Source organism: Haloprofundus marisrubri, from assembly GCF_001469955.1.
Classification (GTDB): domain Archaea; phylum Halobacteriota; class Halobacteria; order Halobacteriales; family Haloferacaceae; genus Haloprofundus; species Haloprofundus marisrubri.
The window spans coordinates 36,913-52,646 of sequence record NZ_LOPU01000031.1 but is presented as its reverse complement, the minus strand read 5'-3'; the positions used below and the strand labels follow the sequence as shown (position 1 = coordinate 52,646).

The 15,734-nt window shown below is 64.4% G+C and carries 15 protein-coding genes; 3 read left to right on the top strand and 12 right to left on the bottom strand.

Annotation, left to right across the window (positions count from 1 at the left end; genetic code table 11):
- Positions 1-12 precede the first annotated feature (12 nt).
- Positions 13-624, bottom strand: a complete 612-nt coding sequence (locus AUR64_RS16420; protein WP_058583052.1) for a GNAT family N-acetyltransferase — start codon at positions 622-624, stop codon at positions 13-15.
- 175 nt (positions 625-799) lie between these two features.
- Between AUR64_RS16420 and AUR64_RS16415 the strand changes: the two genes are divergently transcribed.
- Positions 800-1,222, top strand: coding sequence for a DUF3054 domain-containing protein (locus AUR64_RS16415; RefSeq protein WP_058583051.1), 423 nt, complete (start codon positions 800-802; stop codon positions 1,220-1,222).
- A gap of 47 nt (positions 1,223-1,269) precedes the next feature.
- Here the strand turns inward: AUR64_RS16415 and AUR64_RS16410 are convergent, their stop codons facing one another.
- Complete coding sequence (locus tag AUR64_RS16410; RefSeq protein ID WP_205628419.1) at positions 1,270-2,556, bottom strand: MFS transporter; 1,287 nt, start codon at positions 2,554-2,556, stop codon at positions 1,270-1,272.
- 383 nt (positions 2,557-2,939) lie between these two features.
- On the opposite strand from AUR64_RS16410, the gene AUR64_RS16405 reads away from it, so the two are divergent.
- The gene (locus AUR64_RS16405; RefSeq protein WP_058583049.1) at positions 2,940-3,164 is read left to right on the top strand and encodes a hypothetical protein; all 225 of its coding nucleotides are present in this window, start codon (positions 2,940-2,942) and stop codon (positions 3,162-3,164) included.
- Between the two features lie 151 nt (positions 3,165-3,315).
- Positions 3,316-4,314: an ornithine cyclodeaminase family protein gene (locus AUR64_RS16400; protein WP_058583048.1), complete on the top strand. Its 999-nt coding sequence runs from the start codon at positions 3,316-3,318 to the stop codon at positions 4,312-4,314.
- Between the two features lie 22 nt (positions 4,315-4,336).
- On the opposite strand, the gene AUR64_RS16395 is transcribed toward AUR64_RS16400, so the two are convergent.
- From AUR64_RS16395 to AUR64_RS16350, 10 genes are all read right to left on the bottom strand, one after another.
- Entirely contained in the window at positions 4,337-4,777 is a 441-nt protein-coding gene (locus tag AUR64_RS16395; protein WP_071391308.1) for a hypothetical protein, read from the bottom strand.
- Positions 4,778-4,875: 98 nt separating this feature from the next.
- Positions 4,876-5,943, bottom strand: a complete 1,068-nt coding sequence (locus AUR64_RS16390; protein WP_058583047.1) for an mRNA surveillance protein pelota — start codon at positions 5,941-5,943, stop codon at positions 4,876-4,878.
- Positions 5,944-6,181: 238 nt separating this feature from the next.
- Positions 6,182-6,868 carry a DUF4013 domain-containing protein gene (locus AUR64_RS16385; protein ID WP_058583046.1) on the bottom strand — a complete coding sequence of 229 codons (687 nt, stop codon included), beginning with the start codon at positions 6,866-6,868 and terminating at the stop codon, positions 6,182-6,184.
- Positions 6,869-6,964: 96 nt separating this feature from the next.
- Complete coding sequence (locus AUR64_RS16380) at positions 6,965-7,951, bottom strand: DUF4013 domain-containing protein (RefSeq protein ID WP_058583045.1); 987 nt, start codon at positions 7,949-7,951, stop codon at positions 6,965-6,967.
- Between the two features lie 86 nt (positions 7,952-8,037).
- Positions 8,038-8,733, bottom strand: coding sequence for a DUF4013 domain-containing protein (locus tag AUR64_RS16375; RefSeq protein ID WP_058583151.1), 696 nt, complete (start codon positions 8,731-8,733; stop codon positions 8,038-8,040).
- 155 nt (positions 8,734-8,888) lie between these two features.
- Positions 8,889-11,015: a ribosome rescue protein RqcH gene (gene rqcH, locus AUR64_RS16370; protein ID WP_058583044.1), complete on the bottom strand. Its 2,127-nt coding sequence runs from the start codon at positions 11,013-11,015 to the stop codon at positions 8,889-8,891.
- A gap of 54 nt (positions 11,016-11,069) precedes the next feature.
- Positions 11,070-11,885, bottom strand: a complete 816-nt coding sequence (locus AUR64_RS16365; RefSeq protein ID WP_082230828.1) for a DUF4397 domain-containing protein — start codon at positions 11,883-11,885, stop codon at positions 11,070-11,072.
- Positions 11,886-12,128: 243 nt separating this feature from the next.
- Positions 12,129-13,838, bottom strand: coding sequence for a tRNA uridine(34) 5-carboxymethylaminomethyl modification radical SAM/GNAT enzyme Elp3 (locus AUR64_RS16360; RefSeq protein ID WP_058583042.1), 1,710 nt, complete (start codon positions 13,836-13,838; stop codon positions 12,129-12,131).
- A 104-nt stretch (positions 13,839-13,942) separates the two neighbouring features.
- Complete coding sequence (locus AUR64_RS16355) at positions 13,943-14,446, bottom strand: PaaI family thioesterase (RefSeq protein ID WP_058583041.1); 504 nt, start codon at positions 14,444-14,446, stop codon at positions 13,943-13,945.
- A 1-nt stretch (position 14,447) separates the two neighbouring features.
- Entirely contained in the window at positions 14,448-15,734 is a 1,287-nt protein-coding gene (locus AUR64_RS16350; protein ID WP_071391307.1) for an MFS transporter, read from the bottom strand.

Genomic DNA, 15,734 nt, shown 5'->3' with positions numbered 1-15,734 from the left:
ACGGTCTCGGAGTTAAACGTCCGCACTTTCGGGTGCCGAAATCGTCTCCGGCGGGTCGGCGTCGGCTCTCGATTCGAGAAACGACCGTTCGTCGTCGCCGAGGTCGCGTTCGCGGTACGCGTCCAGTCCGGACTGATACGTCTCTCGGCTTCGGTTCCGGACCGTCTCGCCATCGAACTCCCGCTCCAACACCAACTCCGCAAGTCCAGTCTGTCGGCCGGTGTACGCGAATCCGGCTTTGTACAGCGCCTCGTAGGCGAACGGGTTGTTGACGGCGATTCGGAGACGGTCGTAGCCCTGCTCTCGCGCCTGCTCGGCGAGAAACGCGGCGAGTTTCGGTCCGAGTCCGTCGCCACGGCGGTCCTGGCGGACGGTAACGTAGCGAATCCACAGCGTCGTGGAGTCGGTGCGGTCCTCGTTGAACGCGACGGCCGCGAGTACGTCGCGGTCGAACTCGTCGGCTTCGTCGCCCGTTTCCGGCCCTCTCGCCCGTTCCTCGTCGTCGACGCGGACGACGGCTTTCCCCGTGTTCGACATGACGAACTTTCCGGCGTAGCTGAACTGCCGGTAGTCGAGACGCAGCGTCACGTCGTCTTCCGGCCAGCCGAGCACGAGAAACTCCATGCAGGTCGCTTCGCGCGTGACGACAAAGACCGTGTGGTCCGGACGTGGGCTGTGGTCCGGGCGAGACAAGCGAGTGCTCGGAGTGGCGACCGTCCACACCGCCGAACGCGTGTCACTCACTCACGCGCGAAACGACAATCCGGGCAATCATTAGGCCCCGTGCGAATCACCGGATATGGCCACCCAATCGGAATCGTTCTGGGACCAACGAATCGACCGCGGGACGCTGCCGCTTGCCGTCGGTGACGTGCTCGTCATCGGCCTCGTGCTCACGTTCGGCGTGGCGATGCACAACGGCGGCGTCTCCTATCTCACGAGTGACCCCGTCGGCTGGCTGACGACGCTCGTACCGTTCTTCATCGGCTGGCTCATCTGTGCGCCGCTGGTCGGCGCGTACTCCGCCGGCGCGGGCGAGTCCGCCAAAGCGTCGATTCCGCTCGCCATCCGGTCGTGGGTACCCGCCGACATCATCGGCCTCGGCATCCGCGCCTCGCCGTTCTTCGAGGGCGGCGCGGACCCCATCTTCATCGTCGTCACGCTCGTCACCGTCGGCTTCGCGCTCGGCGTCTGGCGATGGCTCGTGTTCAAAGTCCGCTGAAAGCAAAAAACCGCGTTCCGTTCCGTTCCCTTCGCCTTCGCCGCCACTCAGACTGTCGACTCGTTCCGTGAGAGATACACACCGACCAGCGACGCCACCGCGGCGAATCCAGCGAGCGTGACGAACAGCGCGCCGGGCGAGGCGTACTGGAGAATCGCACCGGCGATAGCGCCGCCGAGTGCGCCGATGCCGAACACGCCGAGGTAGGTGTAGCCGTAGGAGAGTCCGCGCGTCCCCGCGGGCGTGTACTCGGCGACGGTCGCTTGGTACAGCGGTTGGACGACGAACAGCGCGAAGCCGAGAACCGCGGCCACGACGAGCAGCGGTCCGATACCGAGGTTCGCCACGGGGAGGAAGACGAGTGCGAGCACGGCGAGTGCGCCGAACGCCCCGGCGATACCTTTCTCGGGGGCGACGCTGTCGGTGAGTTTCCCGCCGGCGTACTGCCCAAGCACGCCAATCATCAACAGTCCCGAGTAGATGTAGCGCTCGGGGTTGAGTTGGCTGTCGCCGGACGCTTCGAGACCGACCGACGCGAGCAGGTCACCGGGGATGAGCGACGACAGCGAGACGGGGTCGACACCCGGCAGTCCGGCGAGCAACTGCGGCAGGAACGTGAGTACGCCGCGGTAGTACAGTCCCGAACACATCACGACGATAAATACGAAGACGAAACTGCCGGCAAAGAGCCGTTTGGACTCGCTGACGAACTCGCCCCAGGACTCGACACCGGCGTCCGCCTTCGAGTCTCCGCCGTCGGTCTCCGCGGCCGCCCCGCTGACGGCGGCGTTCTCGTCGAACTCGGCACGATAGGCGAACAGCGCGGCCAACAGTGCCGGAACAGCCAGCACGGTGGCGACGATGCGCCAGTCGACGAACAACAGGAGAATCGCGGCGACGAGCGGGCCGAGGCCGATGCCGATGTTGCCGGCCATACCGTGATAGGCGAAGCCGGTTCCGCGCTCTTCGACGCCTTTGCTGATGAGCGCCAGTCCGGCGGGGTGGTAGACGCTCGCGGCGACGCCCCAGACCACGAGTGCGAACGCGATGGCGAGTACGCTCGGCGCGACACCGAGGATGAAGAACGACGCCGACATGCCGAGCAGACAGAGCGTGATGAGACGGCGTGAGCCGAGTTTATCGACGAGCACGCCGCCCGGAAGTGCACCCAATCCGAACAGGGCGTAGCCAGCGGTGACGACGAGACCGAGCGTCGCCTCGTTCACCGGAAACTGCGCGAAGCCGAGGCTGATAGTCTCGAACTCCAAGAGCCAGATAGTGACGAAGATGGGAACGGACAACTCGTAGGTGTGGACCATCCCGTGAGCGAGCATCACGAGCGCCACAATCGAACGGTCGTTACGGTTCACGGTGATGGTTCTAACGACGGGAGGGTTTAACTCACCGATGGGGGCAAGCCGGACGAAATTCTCGACTCGCTACGCCAACTCGAAGAGAAAAGCGGAGTCGTTACACAGGCGATGTAACCTATTAGTGACACTGATACACACGGTAATAAATCTCGAAGACATTCGATTTCGGGCGTATTCGGGCCTGAAGCGCCTTCTCTGTGAGAGCGACGCTCTGGTTCGTCTTCGGTGTCGAGCGGCGTCGTATTTTCATAAGTTATAGAAATCCCACTGGGAGATTTTCTCGTGGTTGTGGTTTAGTCACAGGAAAGAATTATATATCCCCCATGCATACTTTGTAATACCTTATGACGGGATACTACGACTACGTTCTTGGACTCATTCCACTCGTGTTGTTCGGAGTCACTGCAATACTCACCACCGCCGGCGTCGGTCTCACGACCGCCGTCCCAATCGCGGCGATTGGCTCGGTCGGCATCATGGGTCACGCGCTGTTCGTCAACGGCCCGGTGGAGAGCCAACCCGGTGCAGTCACACAGAACACCCAGAGCCAGCAGCTCAACGCCGACTGAGTCCCGTCCCGTCCTTTCTCTTCTCTTTCCTTTCCCTTCTGTTCGGTTCTCTCGACGCTCTCGCTCCGTTCTCTCACTGTTTTACCCGCACCACGCTCGCGTTTTCGCCGCCGCCCGCACGGTTTTAGGCGTCGCGTTCGTTCCCACGGGTATGACAGACACACTGTTTCTCACGAGCGACGATGTCGCCGGCCTCGCTACGCCCGCCGAGTACGTCGACGCGGTTCGTGAGGGGTACAGAGAACGCGGCGAGGGTGCATCGGCGGAGCCACGGACTAAACTCGTCAACGGCGACCCACCGGGGATGTTCACCACGTACGCCGCCATTCTCCCCGACACCGGCGCGATGGGTGGCTACATGTACGCCGCCGGATTCGGCGAACGCGACGCGTGGTTCATGACGCCGCTTTTCGACGCCGACTCCGGCGAACCGCTCGCGTTGCTCGATGGCGCGAGCATGAACCCGTTCAAGACGGGCGCGGCCGGTGGCGTCGCCGTCGACGCACTCGCCCGCGAAGATGCAGCGTCCGTCGCCATCATCGGCAGCGGCGCACAGGCCCGCGGGCAGTTGCGCGCCGTCGCGGCCGTCCGCGACATCGACACCGTCTGGGTGTACTCGCCGACGAAGGAGAACAGAGAATCGTTCGCCGGCGAGATGGACCGCCTCCTCGACGCGAGCGTCGCCGCCGTCGCCTCCAGCGCCGCCGCCGTCGAAGGCGCGGACGTCGTCGTCACGGCGACGAACGCCTCCGAACCCGTGTTCGACGGCGACCTGCTCGAACCCGGCACGCACGTCACCGCGATGGGTCAGTACAGCGCCAACAAACGGGAGGTCGACACGACGACCATCGAGCGCGCGAAGTACGTCCCCGACCTCAGAGACCGGGCGACGAGAGACGCCGGGTCGTTCCTCCACGCGATGGAGGAAGGTGTCGTCACCGAAGACGACATCTACGCCGAACTCGGCGACGTCGTCGCCGGCGAAGTGCCGGGCCGCGAGAACGACGAGGAGATTACGCTGTTCGACAGCGGCGGCACCGGTATCGAGACGGTCGCTGCGGCGTACATGCTGTACGAGAAAGCGCGCGAGGAGGGACTGGGCACGAGTATCGACTTCGCGCCCGCCAGCGAAGCGCTCACCGGCGAGTAACCGAGTGACGGAGTGAAACGAGCTACAAACTCGCCTTGGAGGCGCGGAACAGACCGCCGAGAACTCGTGGCAGCGCCGCCAGCGCCAGTACTGCGAGTAAGGCGGGAAGGAAGACACCGAGAACGGCCATACCCGTCCCGACGTGAACGGTCGTTCCGAGATACGTCCCCGCACCGATGACGCCGCCGTAGTACGCCGAACGAATCGGCATCGTCCGGAACTGGCCGACGCGCGGCCACGCGCCCACGTCGAAGTAGCGGCCCCGGAAACTGCCGACGGCGACGACGGTGGTGGTGAGCGAGGCCAACGCCGCCGCCGACACCGGGCCGGCGGGGCGAAGGCCGAGCAGGAGCACGAGCACCGGCAGCGAGAGAAACGACACCTCCATGCCCGCAAAGAAGACGAAGTCGAGCCACCGCTCGAATCGGTCGCTGAGTGTCGGTCCGTTCCGTCTTCTCGCCACGAGGGGTGGTAGGGTTCGACGCGCAAAAGCGTCATCCCCGTCACGTGACGGTCTCCACCGACTGACAGACAGTGATTCTCGTCGTTCGACGACGGTCGTTATTCGAGTCGGTACCGCAACAGCGCCGCGACACCGCCGAGGTTCTTCAACTGCTGGCCGGGTTGGAACTCCGCCGAAAAGACGGTGACTTCGCCGCCTTTCTGCTCGACGGTCTCGATGATGTCGTTGACGTCGAGATTCCAATCGCCGCGACCCTGTCGCTCGTCGCGGAGCCGGGAGTCCAAAATCAGGAGTTCCTCTACCGCACCGAAATCGGCGGCCTGCGCCACCTGCTCGACGCCGTAGGCGGCTTTCGCGCCCTCGGCGATGCGCTCCATCAGGTCGTCGATGCGCTCCGCCTCGCGGGCGATGCGTGTCTCCTTTTGCACGTCGTCGACCGCGCCGCGTTTCAGCACTTCGTGGACGCCGCGGTCACCGACGCTCGCGGTGTCGACGATGGTCATCTTCTCGGCCACCTCGGAGTAGTTGTCGGCGATGTGGTCGCGGGCGTCCTGTTTGGTGAAGCCCGGACCCGCCAGAATGACGGTGTCGGCGTCGACGTGCGACAGCGCGGAGCCGAGTTCGTCGAACAGTTCGCTTCGCGGACGAGCGTACTCGCCTTTGCCGGTCGGCGCGGTGAAGGAGGCGTACTCCTCGGTGCCGTACTGGGCGACGGTGTGGATGTACGCTTCACCTTCTTCGACGGTAGCGATGACCACGTCGGGGTTCTCGGTGGCGCGTTCGGCCTCCTCGATGCGGTCTTTTTGGTCCGGTTTGAAGTGCTTCTCGATGGTTATCTCGCTGCGCTCCTCGACGTTGAGCGTGTGGTGCTGGCCGAGTTGGTCCTCGCGGGAACACCCGATGATAACGCCGCCGACCCGGAGACGGTTGGCGAAGCGGGCGAACTCGACGTCCTCGGTTTCGAGGGTGACGTGGAGGTGTTCGCGCTCGCCGCCGGTGTCGCGCATCTGGTCGTCCGCCCGCTGGATGCGCCGGGTCGTGTCGCCGGAGACGCGGTCACCGGGTTCGAGCACGTACGAGAGGTGCCAGAGGTCGTCGACGTTCTCGGGGACGAGCGTCATGCGCTCGCGCCCCTCCTCGCCGCGACCACGGCCTGCGATTCGCATACTCGATTCTCGCTCTCGGGGGTTAAGGTGGCTTTGCATCGGGCGCAGTCGCCGTCCGAACAGTGCATCGAACGAATCCTTATCCCGGATGACGCGGCCACCACCGGCTATGCGCTGAGAGCCGACTGCGGGTCGCTCCGACGGACCGTCGGAGCGTGGTCGAGGCCGTCGAGTGGTCGCCACCCGCAGAGACAGACATTGCAGGACCACCTGTAAGCCCATCTCCGATAGCAACGTCTTACTCCGACGCTGCGCGCGTCGCCGACACGTTCTCACCGGCGACGTGGCCAACGAGCGCCGCCGCCGCAACCTCCGCGTAGAACAACACGAAGAAGCCGACGAAGCGCGGAACCGAGCGAGGTGCACCCAGCGACGACAGCAGCGCAGCGACGCTCAGCACGCCAGCGGCGGCGACGACGGCGACGAAGTATCGCGCGTCCGTCGCCGTCGCCCCGAGAAACGAGCGGTCGAACGCCGCCCGGAGGTGACGCGAGTGCGCGTAGGCAACGAGCGCCGCCGGAAGCAGGTACGCGACGCCGAGCGCCGCGAGCAACGCCGCCGTCGACCCGGCGAGCACGGCGACGCCCGCCGTCCCGGCCAGTGCCGCCGGCGAGAGACCGCTCACGCCACCGAGCGTCACGAGAAGGATAGCGAGCGGTCCGGCGGCGTACAGCGCGACGACCAACGCCGCTTTCAGTCCGTCGACGACGAGTGCCCGGACGTCGCCGAAGCCCGGCGGAGGGCCGCCTCTGAACGCCGACGGCCCGTCGCTCACCTCGTTGAGTACGCGAACGAGATAGCCGACCACGAAGACGAGTGGGACGACCGGGACGAACGCGGTGACGACGTGGAGGCCGCCGCCGAGAATTAGTCGTTCTGCGGCGTCGTCACCGCGGAGCGGATAGCGGAGCGCCTCCCGTAACATGGCTGAGACGTTTCCGAGCGAGTCGCTTCACGGTGTCGTTCTTCGAGTGGAGACCGCGGAACGATTCGACGATGAACCCATAGGTGACTCGTCGTCCTACGTTCGGTCGGGCTGGTCTCTCCGGTTCGCTTCGTCCGTCTCGCTTCCCTCGACAGTCTCTCTCTCGTCCGTGCGGTTCGTCTCCACCGGAGTCGTCCCGTCCCGTCGCACACTCTCGTCGACCCGGGTCTCGGCGTCTTCAGGACTCCTATCCGCAGCTTCGGGGTCACCGTCGGTGCACACGACGCTCCGGCCGACTTGTACTGCTGCCGCCGCTTCGGGTCCGCGGTGTATCGCTTCGGGTTCCGACCTCCCGTCGTCGCCCGCGAGTTCGTCCGCCAGTGCCGTCTGTGCGGCCCGTCCGTACACGACGTTGGCGGCCGTCTGAAGGTAGAACACGACTACGACGCCGACGAGAAACAGCGACAGCGGTACGCCGACGACAGCGACGACCACCAGCAACCCGCTGGACAACAGCCACCCGGTCGCGTACTCCTTGTCGAGAAGCACGCTACCGACCGTTCGGGGGGAGAAAGCCGCACCAAGGCGTTCTGTTGCCGCGTAGCTCACGAGTGCGGCCGGGTAGAGATACGCGAAAACGGGGAAGTAGAGTCCGCTGAGAACCGTTGCGAGCGTAGCCGAGAGCGCGAGCGCGCTCGCACCGACGCCCGGTTCTCCACTACCGAACTGAGTCCCCACCGCGACGATTACGACGAGAAACCACAGCGCAACGACCGGAAACAGGTAGACGAACGCAATGGCATACGACCGGGCGCCGTCTCTCAGCAGTCCGCTCCATCGGACGAACGACGGGGCAGCGTCGCGTCCGTCGAGTCCGACCCGCATCGTCCGTACGTAGTAGCCACGGAGCAACAGCGCCGCCACGAGTGCGGGTACGGCGAACACGACAAGCAGCGGAGACACCGCCCCGAGTAGCAGTACGACCGGCAAGGAGAGCACCAGAAGTGAGAGGAACGCGCCGAAGAACAGCGTCTGAATCGCGTCAGGGGTACGGGCCGGAGCGTTCAGCGCGTCTCGAAACATCTACCAGCACAGTCGGTCCGTCGACACATAACCGTACCTCCGAACTCTGACTCGAAAAAGTCGGTCGACCACTGGAACGACTGCGCTCAGATGGCGGCGCGTTCGTCGGGCATCTCGCCGTCGCGCATTTCGACGGGGTGCATCTCGCCCCACGCGCGGCCGATGATGTGGTAACCGGCGACGGCGGCGTAGAACGAGACGAACACGCCGACGACGGTGCCGAGTAGCGGGACGACGTTCAGCGCACCCGCAACGATACCCGCGCCGAGGAAGACGACGAACGCCGTCACCCACGCAGTCGCGTAGGTACCCGACGTGAGCGTCGAGCGGAGCATACCGGTGTCAAAGGCCGACCCCATCCGGTCGGTTTCGGCGTAGCTCGCCAGTCCCGCCGGGAGCGCGTAGGCCACGGCGAGGCTCGTCACGAAGACGAGCAGCGCGCCGACGAGGCCGAACAGACCGCTGACGACACCGATGTCGCCACCGTTCGCGGTGACGCCGGTGAGTACCGCGAAGACGATGGCTAACAGCAACGGCACGAGGCTGTACGCGAGTGCGATAGCGAACCCTTTCAGCCCGTCGACGAGCATCTCACCCCACTCGTCGAACGCCGGGGGGCGCTCCTCGCCGCGCATCGAACTGCGGACGACGCGGAGCAGGTAGCCGAGGACGAGGAACGTCGGGATGATGAGGAAGCCGAGCAGACTGAGAACGCCGCCGATGAGGACGTTCTTGAGCCAGTCGTCGCTGTTTCGTACGTATGAGAGCGATTCGGTAAGCATGATGTTCTCCGAGAACCCTCCACGAGTCGCTCGGGCGTTCGTGACGAACGCGACGCTCCACGTGTAGTTCTCAGCATCTTGATACTCAATGTAAGGATTTAACCGTTTCTTCACAAAAACCGTATTATCACGACTCTGGGGGCGTCAATGGCCGATTACTCGACCATCTCGCTGCCGCCCGGCGGGAGGAACTCCTGTATCTTGTCAGCACTTGCAACCTTTCTGACGAACGATTGGTCGGCGAACCGTTTGCGGAGTTGACGGTAGCACATCTGCGCCATGTCGTTTTGGGCGTAGCGACCCGGCCGGACCCGAATCGACGTCTCCGCTTGCGGTTCTATCGCGGATGGCGGACCGCCGACGACACGCGTCTCGGGTTCACAGGCGATGCCGACGGCGACTTCGGCTTTCACGTCGCGGTAGTACGTCCGGTCACCGCGAATCACGAACGAGCCTTTCTCGACGTACTCGCCGCTTTCGGGCGTCTTCGACACCTGGTCGTGTGTCACCATGTACGCGTCCTCGGCGAAGCGGCCCTCCTTCCAGACGGAGGCGTAGGAGACGGCGAACTGCGCTGCCTCCTCTCTGCTCTGCTCGGGTATCTCCACGTCGCGGGCGGGTTCACTCGGGCCGGTTGCCTTCAGAATCGTCACCGGACCGCCACGGGCCTGCGTATGGAAGAACAGGTCACCCTTCCCGAGATACTTCTTCACCAGTTCTTCGTTCTGGTCGGCGTTGCGGCCGCCGATGACGAGGAAGTCGTCGCTGGTGCGGAACCAGCGGAACCGCTCGAACCAGTGGTCTTGCTGGCGAATCGGGACTGACTGCCGCGAGAGCCAGTTTATCTCCTCGTGGTCGTCGTCTTCCTCGTCTTCCTCGTCTTCGTCCTCGTCGCCTCGTTCCCACTCCTCGCGGCGCTTTTTGAGCGCTTCGAGGTCCTCGCGGGTGTCCTCGATGGCGTCGAGTGCACCTTCCTTCTTCTCTTCGACGCGCTTTGCCTCCTTGTACAACTGGTCGGCGTTCTTCTCGACGCCCATCGACACGTCGAGTGTCACCGTCGTGTCGTCGAGGGAAACGGTGACAGTGCCGTTCGCGCCGTCGACGCCGCGGACCGCCTCGGCCGCGTCGATTCCCTGTTCTTTGCCTTCCTCGAACTTCGTGCCGATGTCGTCCCACGGGACGCCCTGCTCTCGCGCCCCGCGTATCGTCGTCAGAATCTCGTTGACGAGGTCGTAGCGCGCGTACACCTGCTCGGCGCGTTCGCGTTCCTCCTGCGCCTGCTCGTCGAAGCCACTGATAGCGCCCTCCTGCTGTTCGATGATGCGCTGTTTCTTCTCGATTTCCTCCTGAAAGTCGGGTCTGCCGGTGTCGGCGGCGGCCCCGCCTCCGCTACTCCCGCCGTCGTCGTCGCTCCGGTCGAGTCGGTGGAAGTACTCGTCGAGTGCGCCGTTGAACGAGTCGTACGCCTCGGCGTCCAGTCCCTCGGATTCGTGTTCTTCGAGTGGGAACGGCGTCACGTCGACGACGGCGTCGTCTTCGAGGTAGACGCGCGGGTCGAACTCCCCTTTGGCGAGTTGGTCGCGGAGGCGGCCGAGTGCGTCGTACAGTTTCTCGTACTCCTCGTCGCCGGCGTCGGCGATGTCCATCGTCTTCTCGACGCCTGCACGAGTACACACTTCTTCGGCGTACAGTCCGCCGAGGTTCAGTTGTGTCGCCAGCGTCCGTACCACGTCGGTGTCGGAGTCGTCCATCTTGTGCGCGAACGCCTCGTAGCGCACGTCCAGCGGGTTCAGCCGTGAACTTGGGAACTCGTACTGACTGCCCGGTGCGACGGTGCGCGATTTGAGCCGAACCGTCGAGAGACTGCTCACCACTTCGCGGTTTTCGTCTAAGACGGCGATGTTGCCTTGGCCGAACAGTTCGGCGACGAGTTCAGTGTCGCTATCTCCTCTCTCGAACTTGAAGACGAGAATCCGGTCGAACTCGAACTGTTCGACGCCCGCGAAATCCGCCCCCGAGAGGCGGTTGCGAAGCATCTTTGCGAAGTTCGGCGGGCGGCCGGGAGCGTCCGGCACGTGTTCGGCGGCGGCGACGTGTGCGCGTTTGACGTCGCCGACCTCCACGAACAGTTCGACGCGGCCGCGGTCGAAATCCCGCATCTTGAGTCGCAGGAGGTCGTCGCCGTACAGATAGGCCTTGTCGACCTTCGCGCCCTCGTATCGGCGCAACTCGGTGACGAGCGCGGCGAGGTCGATACTCGAAAGCTCCCGCTTTGGGTCCATACCGTTCGATTCCCGTGGCGGCAAAAAAGGCGTGTCGTTCCGAAGCGTCCTCAACTACTGAGTCGTCGCAAAGAACAACTCGAAGTCGCGGTTGCCGAGTTCGTCGACGACTTCCTGCGGCGGTTCGAGGTAGCCGGACGCGTAGGCGGTGTAGCTGACTCCACCTTCGAGCGCGGCCGGGACGCTCGCCACCACGTCGCCGTCGTTTCCGGGCGTCGCGGCGCGAATCTGCAACGTGTACTGCGTCGCCGGAACGACCAGCGTGTCGCTCACGTTGCCGAAACTGAGTCCGTCGATGAGCGTCAGTTCCGCCTGTCCTTCGTCGGTAAAGCGCAGTTGACTCTCCGGAATCCCCATCACGAGTTCCGGCGGCAGCATCTGTAGCTGGCGGTTGAGTTGCTCGTTCTCGACGACGGCCGTCACGTCGACCGGTGGCGCGTCGGGAGCCGCGTGGACCGCCTGCGCGACCGATAGTCCTTGGACCTGTCCGAGAACCGGTGTGCGGACGACGAGCGGGCGAATGCTTCCGTCCGTCACTTGGCCGATAGCAGCCAACGAGTAGTTGCCTTTCTGCAGGCTCACCTCCGCGTCGATGACTGCTTCCTCTTCACTGGCACCCGCCGGGGTGACGGCGACCTGGTACGTTCCTGTCGGAACCGATAGGTACGGACTGACTCCCTGGAACTCCAACCCTTCGAGTACGAGTTCCCCATCGATGTATACGTCGACGGCCGGTGCGTCCGGTGACGCGTGGACCGCTCGTACACGGGCGGTCTGTTGCTGTGCCGCGGCGGTTTGTGTCCCCGCTCCCAGCGCAAGCGCGCCGCCCCCAAGAAGCTTCAATGCAGTTCGACGTGACGTGTCTACCATTTCGAGTTTCCTCCAGAGAGTATGTGGTTTTCTACCATCAAAAACCTCTACTACTTCAAAAATTTTGGAAATTGCTGCGAACAAATTGGTCCATCGGTGAGTTTTTCTCGGTGTAACTACACTCCCGGAAGACAGTATATGCGCTGGATGGGACGCTTCGAGTGGCCGCTGTCGGACGGTTCGTCAGCGTTCGCTGAGGATACTGCGCTCGTCTCACTCGCTCACGGAGAGCATCGAAGGCCGCTACAGCCGTTTGCTGACGTAGGGACCGTCTTGGTGGTAACCCATCTTCTCGCGGTAGTACTGTCGCACCCCGATACCGGAGATGACCGAGATTTTCTCGAATCCGGCGTCGGCGGCGATGTCCTCTGCTTTCCTCAGCAACTGCTTCCCGTAGCCTTTGTGCTGCCACTCGCCTTTCGCGCCGATGCCCGCCTCGCTCCCGTAGACGTGGAGTTCGCGGACTAATGCTGCTTCTTCGAGTTCGCGCCGAACCGGGTCGCGTGCGGAGAGCGCCGCGCCGCCCTCGGGTGCGGCGTGTGAGTACGACGGGAACCGGAGGCGACAGAAGCCGACGAGCAGGTCCTGTTCGGTATCCTCGAAGCTGATGAACTTCTCTACGCCGCCGCCGGCCTCGTACGTCATCACGTCGAGTTCGATATCCTCCTCGTTGGGGTTCGCCTCGTTCATCCCCACCTCGCGGGCACGGATGTCACGGATTTCGATGCCTTTCTCCTCGGCGCGCTGTTCGGCCAACTGACGGAGGTTCGACTTCCAGACGCCGGCGTCGATGAAGTCTGCGGGAATGTCGCGCTGGACGCGCTGGAGTCGGGTGTACTTCGGAATCTTCCCCATCGCCTCCGCGACGATATCTGCGGCTTCCTCGTTCGTCAGCGGGTCGTAGTCGTCGCGGCGCCACCAGTCGTAGATTCGGGTGCCGCGGACGACGAGCGTCGGGTAGATTTTGAGGTAGTCGGGCCGCCACTGCGGGTTCTCGAACAACTGGCGGAAGTCCTCGACGCACATTTCCTTTGTCATCCCGGGTTGGCCGGGCATCATGTGGAAGCCGACTTTGAACGCCGAGTCACGGAGTCGACGATTGGCGTCGATGGAGGCCTGATTACCGTGGCCGCGGTGCATCTCGCGGTTGATTCGTTCGTACGTCGTCTGGACGCCGACTTCGACTTTAGTCGCGCCTAAATCGAGCATTCGGTCGATTTGCTCGGGGTCGCACCAGTCGGGCTTCGTCTCGAACGTCGTTCCGATGTTCCGAATGTTCCCGGTTTCGTTCTCGGCGATGACGTCTTCGAGATACTGGAACTCGACCTCTTCGGGGTCGGGCTTGAACGACTGGTCCTCGGCGGGCGCTGGCTCTTTCTCCAAATCGTAGTCGTTCATCGCTTCCAGCGCGCGCTTGACGAACCACTCCTGATAGTCGTGGCTGCGGGCGGTCATCGTCCCGCCCATCAGGATGAGTTCGACTTTGTCGACGGGATGGCCGATGTGACGCAGTTGTTCGAGGCGAAGCGTCACCTGCCCGTAGGGGTCGTAGTCGTTCTGGACGCCGCGGGCGGCGGCGGGTTCGTGACCGGTGTAGCTCTGTGAGGAGGAGAACTCCGAAGCGGGACCGCCGGGGCAGTACAGACATTTGCCGTGCGGACACATCTCCGGCGAGGTCATGATGGCGACCGGCGAGACGCCAGACGCCGTCCGGACGGGCTTTCGACGGACGACCTCCTTCACGTCGTCGCGGTGTTCGTCGGGCGCGTGTTCGAGAATCTCGGCGTTCTTCGGCACTTTCGGCGACGAGAACTCCGAACACACCTTCAGCTTCTCGGATTCGAGGTCGTCGCGGTCGATTTCGCCGTCGACGATGCGTCTGGCGAGTTCGGCGCAGGCTTCGCGGAACGCTTCTGGCTCCTCCTCGACGGCGTCCGGGCTGTCGGCACTCATCGCGTTCGTGAGACCTCCCCGGCGACGAGTTGGTTCATTACCTCCGTTTCGTCGGTTTTCGGGGTTAAGGGTGTCGCTCCCGCGGGCGACTGTCGGACGACGAATCAGACGATTCGCACCGCGACGACGTCTCCGGTCGCCGTCACCTCACCTTCGGGGCCGAGTTCGCTTCTGATGCGCATCCGCCGCCCGGTGTCGCCGTCGACCCACGCGCGGAGGTAGATGAGGCGGTCCAGCGGCGTCGGTCGGTGATACTTGACACACAACTCGGCGGTGACGTAGGCGATATGCGGGTCGCTGTCGAGTGGAACGCCCTCCGCTCTCGCTGCGAACGTCATCGCGGTCCACATCGAGTGACAGTCGAGCAGTGAGGTGATGTGGCCACCGTACATCACGTTCGGCATACCTGCGTTGTACCGCGAGTCGGGGTCAACCACGGCGACGAGCGACTCGCCGTCGTCGCTCACGTAGCTGTGCAGGTGGTGACCGTGCGGGTTCGCGGGACCACAACCGTAGCAGGTCAGGTCGGCCCACGACTGTTGTACAGGGGTGTCGTCGGCGATTCCGGGCGGAACTCCTTTCCCACCATTGCGCCGCTTCGCGGTCATCTCAGCGTACCTCCGTGGGGGCAACTGCGTCGTCGACGGTGCCTCCAACGTCGTCCTCTACGTCTTCGACGACACGTCCGGTTACCACCGCGAGAACGACAGCGCAGACGAGCGACGCGACGCCCGCAATCAGCAGCAGCGTCGCGTAACCCGTCGTGATGGCGATACCGGCGAAGACGACGGGTCCGGCCGCCCGTCCGAGGAACGTCGCGCTGTTGCGCAGGCTGAGCGCTCCGGCGCGGAACTGCGTCGGGACGAGACGGCTCACCTCGGCGTCGACGGAGGGGAGAACGAGTCCCGCGCCCGCACCGACGAACAGCACGCCCGCGCCGATGACGAGCGGAGCCACCACACCGGCAGTCCCGAGACCAGTAGCGAGCCACGTGATTCCGAGGCCTGTCGCCAGACAGACGAACCCGGCGGCGACGAGCGGGCCGTTGCGGACTCGCTCGGCGAACCGACCGTTCGCCGCCGCGACGGCGATAGCCGCCACTTCCGCGACGGTCAGCGTCAACCCGACGAGCACCGGCGAGAGCGCGAACGTCCCCGTCAAGAGAAACGGTAACGTCGTCAGCACCGCGCCGAAGAACAGCAGTTCGGCGGCGAACGTCGCCACGTAGTAGACGGCGGTTCCCGAGGCGACGAGCGACCCGGCGACGCCGCGCAGGTAGCGTGTCGCCCCGCCGTTTTCGGGGTTGGTGTCGTGTTCGAGGTCGGTGAGGGCGTACCACGCGACGACGGCGAGCGGAACGGCCAGCAGGTACGTCAAGAACGGCGCGTTCCAGCCGAAGGCGACGAGCGCACCGCCGACGATGGGGAATGCCGCCGCGCCGGTCGACAACACGGCCGTGTTCGCGCCGAGAACGGCGTTTCGCTGGACGCCCTCGAACGCGTCACCGAGAATCGTGACCGTCGTGACGAAGATGCCCGCGGCGGCCGTGCCACTGATGACACGAAGTGCGAGCACCGTGGCGAAGCTGTCGGCGAGAGCGACTGCCCCACCCGAGAGACCGAAGACGAGCAAGCTCCCGACGAGCACACGCCGCCGCCCGATGCGGTCGGCGAGCATTCCGAGGAACGGCGAGAGGACGATACCCGTCAGGAAGTACGCGGTGATGAGCAGACTCGCCGCCGCGTCCGTCACGCCGAAGGCGTCTCTGATGACCGGAAGTGCCGGACTGACCAGTGGAACCCCGAGCGGCGCGAGGAGCGTACTTGCGAGTACGACGCGGACTACCGGCGAGTCCCACGGCACGGAGGCACGTTCGCTCTCTTCTATCGCACTCAT

Bases quoted from the DNA above. Each gene is read 5' to 3' on its own strand.
- AUR64_RS16420 (WP_058583052.1), bottom strand. From the start codon at position 624: ATGGAGTTTCTCGTGCTCGGCTGGCCGGAAGACGACGTGACGCTGCGT.
- AUR64_RS16415 (WP_058583051.1), top strand. From the start codon at position 800: ATGGCCACCCAATCGGAATCGTTCTGGGACCAACGAATCGACCGCGGG.
- AUR64_RS16410 (WP_205628419.1), bottom strand. From the start codon at position 2,556: ATGCTCGCTCACGGGATGGTCCACACCTACGAGTTGTCCGTTCCCATC.
- AUR64_RS16405 (WP_058583049.1), top strand. From the start codon at position 2,940: ATGACGGGATACTACGACTACGTTCTTGGACTCATTCCACTCGTGTTG.
- AUR64_RS16400 (WP_058583048.1), top strand. From the start codon at position 3,316: ATGACAGACACACTGTTTCTCACGAGCGACGATGTCGCCGGCCTCGCT.
- AUR64_RS16390 (WP_058583047.1), bottom strand. From the start codon at position 5,943: ATGCGAATCGCAGGCCGTGGTCGCGGCGAGGAGGGGCGCGAGCGCATG.
- AUR64_RS16385 (WP_058583046.1), bottom strand. From the start codon at position 6,868: ATGTTACGGGAGGCGCTCCGCTATCCGCTCCGCGGTGACGACGCCGCA.
- AUR64_RS16380 (WP_058583045.1), bottom strand. From the start codon at position 7,951: ATGTTTCGAGACGCGCTGAACGCTCCGGCCCGTACCCCTGACGCGATT.
- AUR64_RS16375 (WP_058583151.1), bottom strand. From the start codon at position 8,733: ATGCTTACCGAATCGCTCTCATACGTACGAAACAGCGACGACTGGCTC.
- rqcH (WP_058583044.1), bottom strand. From the start codon at position 11,015: ATGGACCCAAAGCGGGAGCTTTCGAGTATCGACCTCGCCGCGCTCGTC.
- AUR64_RS16365 (WP_082230828.1), bottom strand. From the start codon at position 11,885: ATGGTAGACACGTCACGTCGAACTGCATTGAAGCTTCTTGGGGGCGGC.
- AUR64_RS16360 (WP_058583042.1), bottom strand. From the start codon at position 13,838: ATGAGTGCCGACAGCCCGGACGCCGTCGAGGAGGAGCCAGAAGCGTTC.
- AUR64_RS16355 (WP_058583041.1), bottom strand. From the start codon at position 14,446: ATGACCGCGAAGCGGCGCAATGGTGGGAAAGGAGTTCCGCCCGGAATC.
- AUR64_RS16350 (WP_071391307.1), bottom strand. From the start codon at position 15,734: ATGAGTGCGATAGAAGAGAGCGAACGTGCCTCCGTGCCGTGGGACTCG.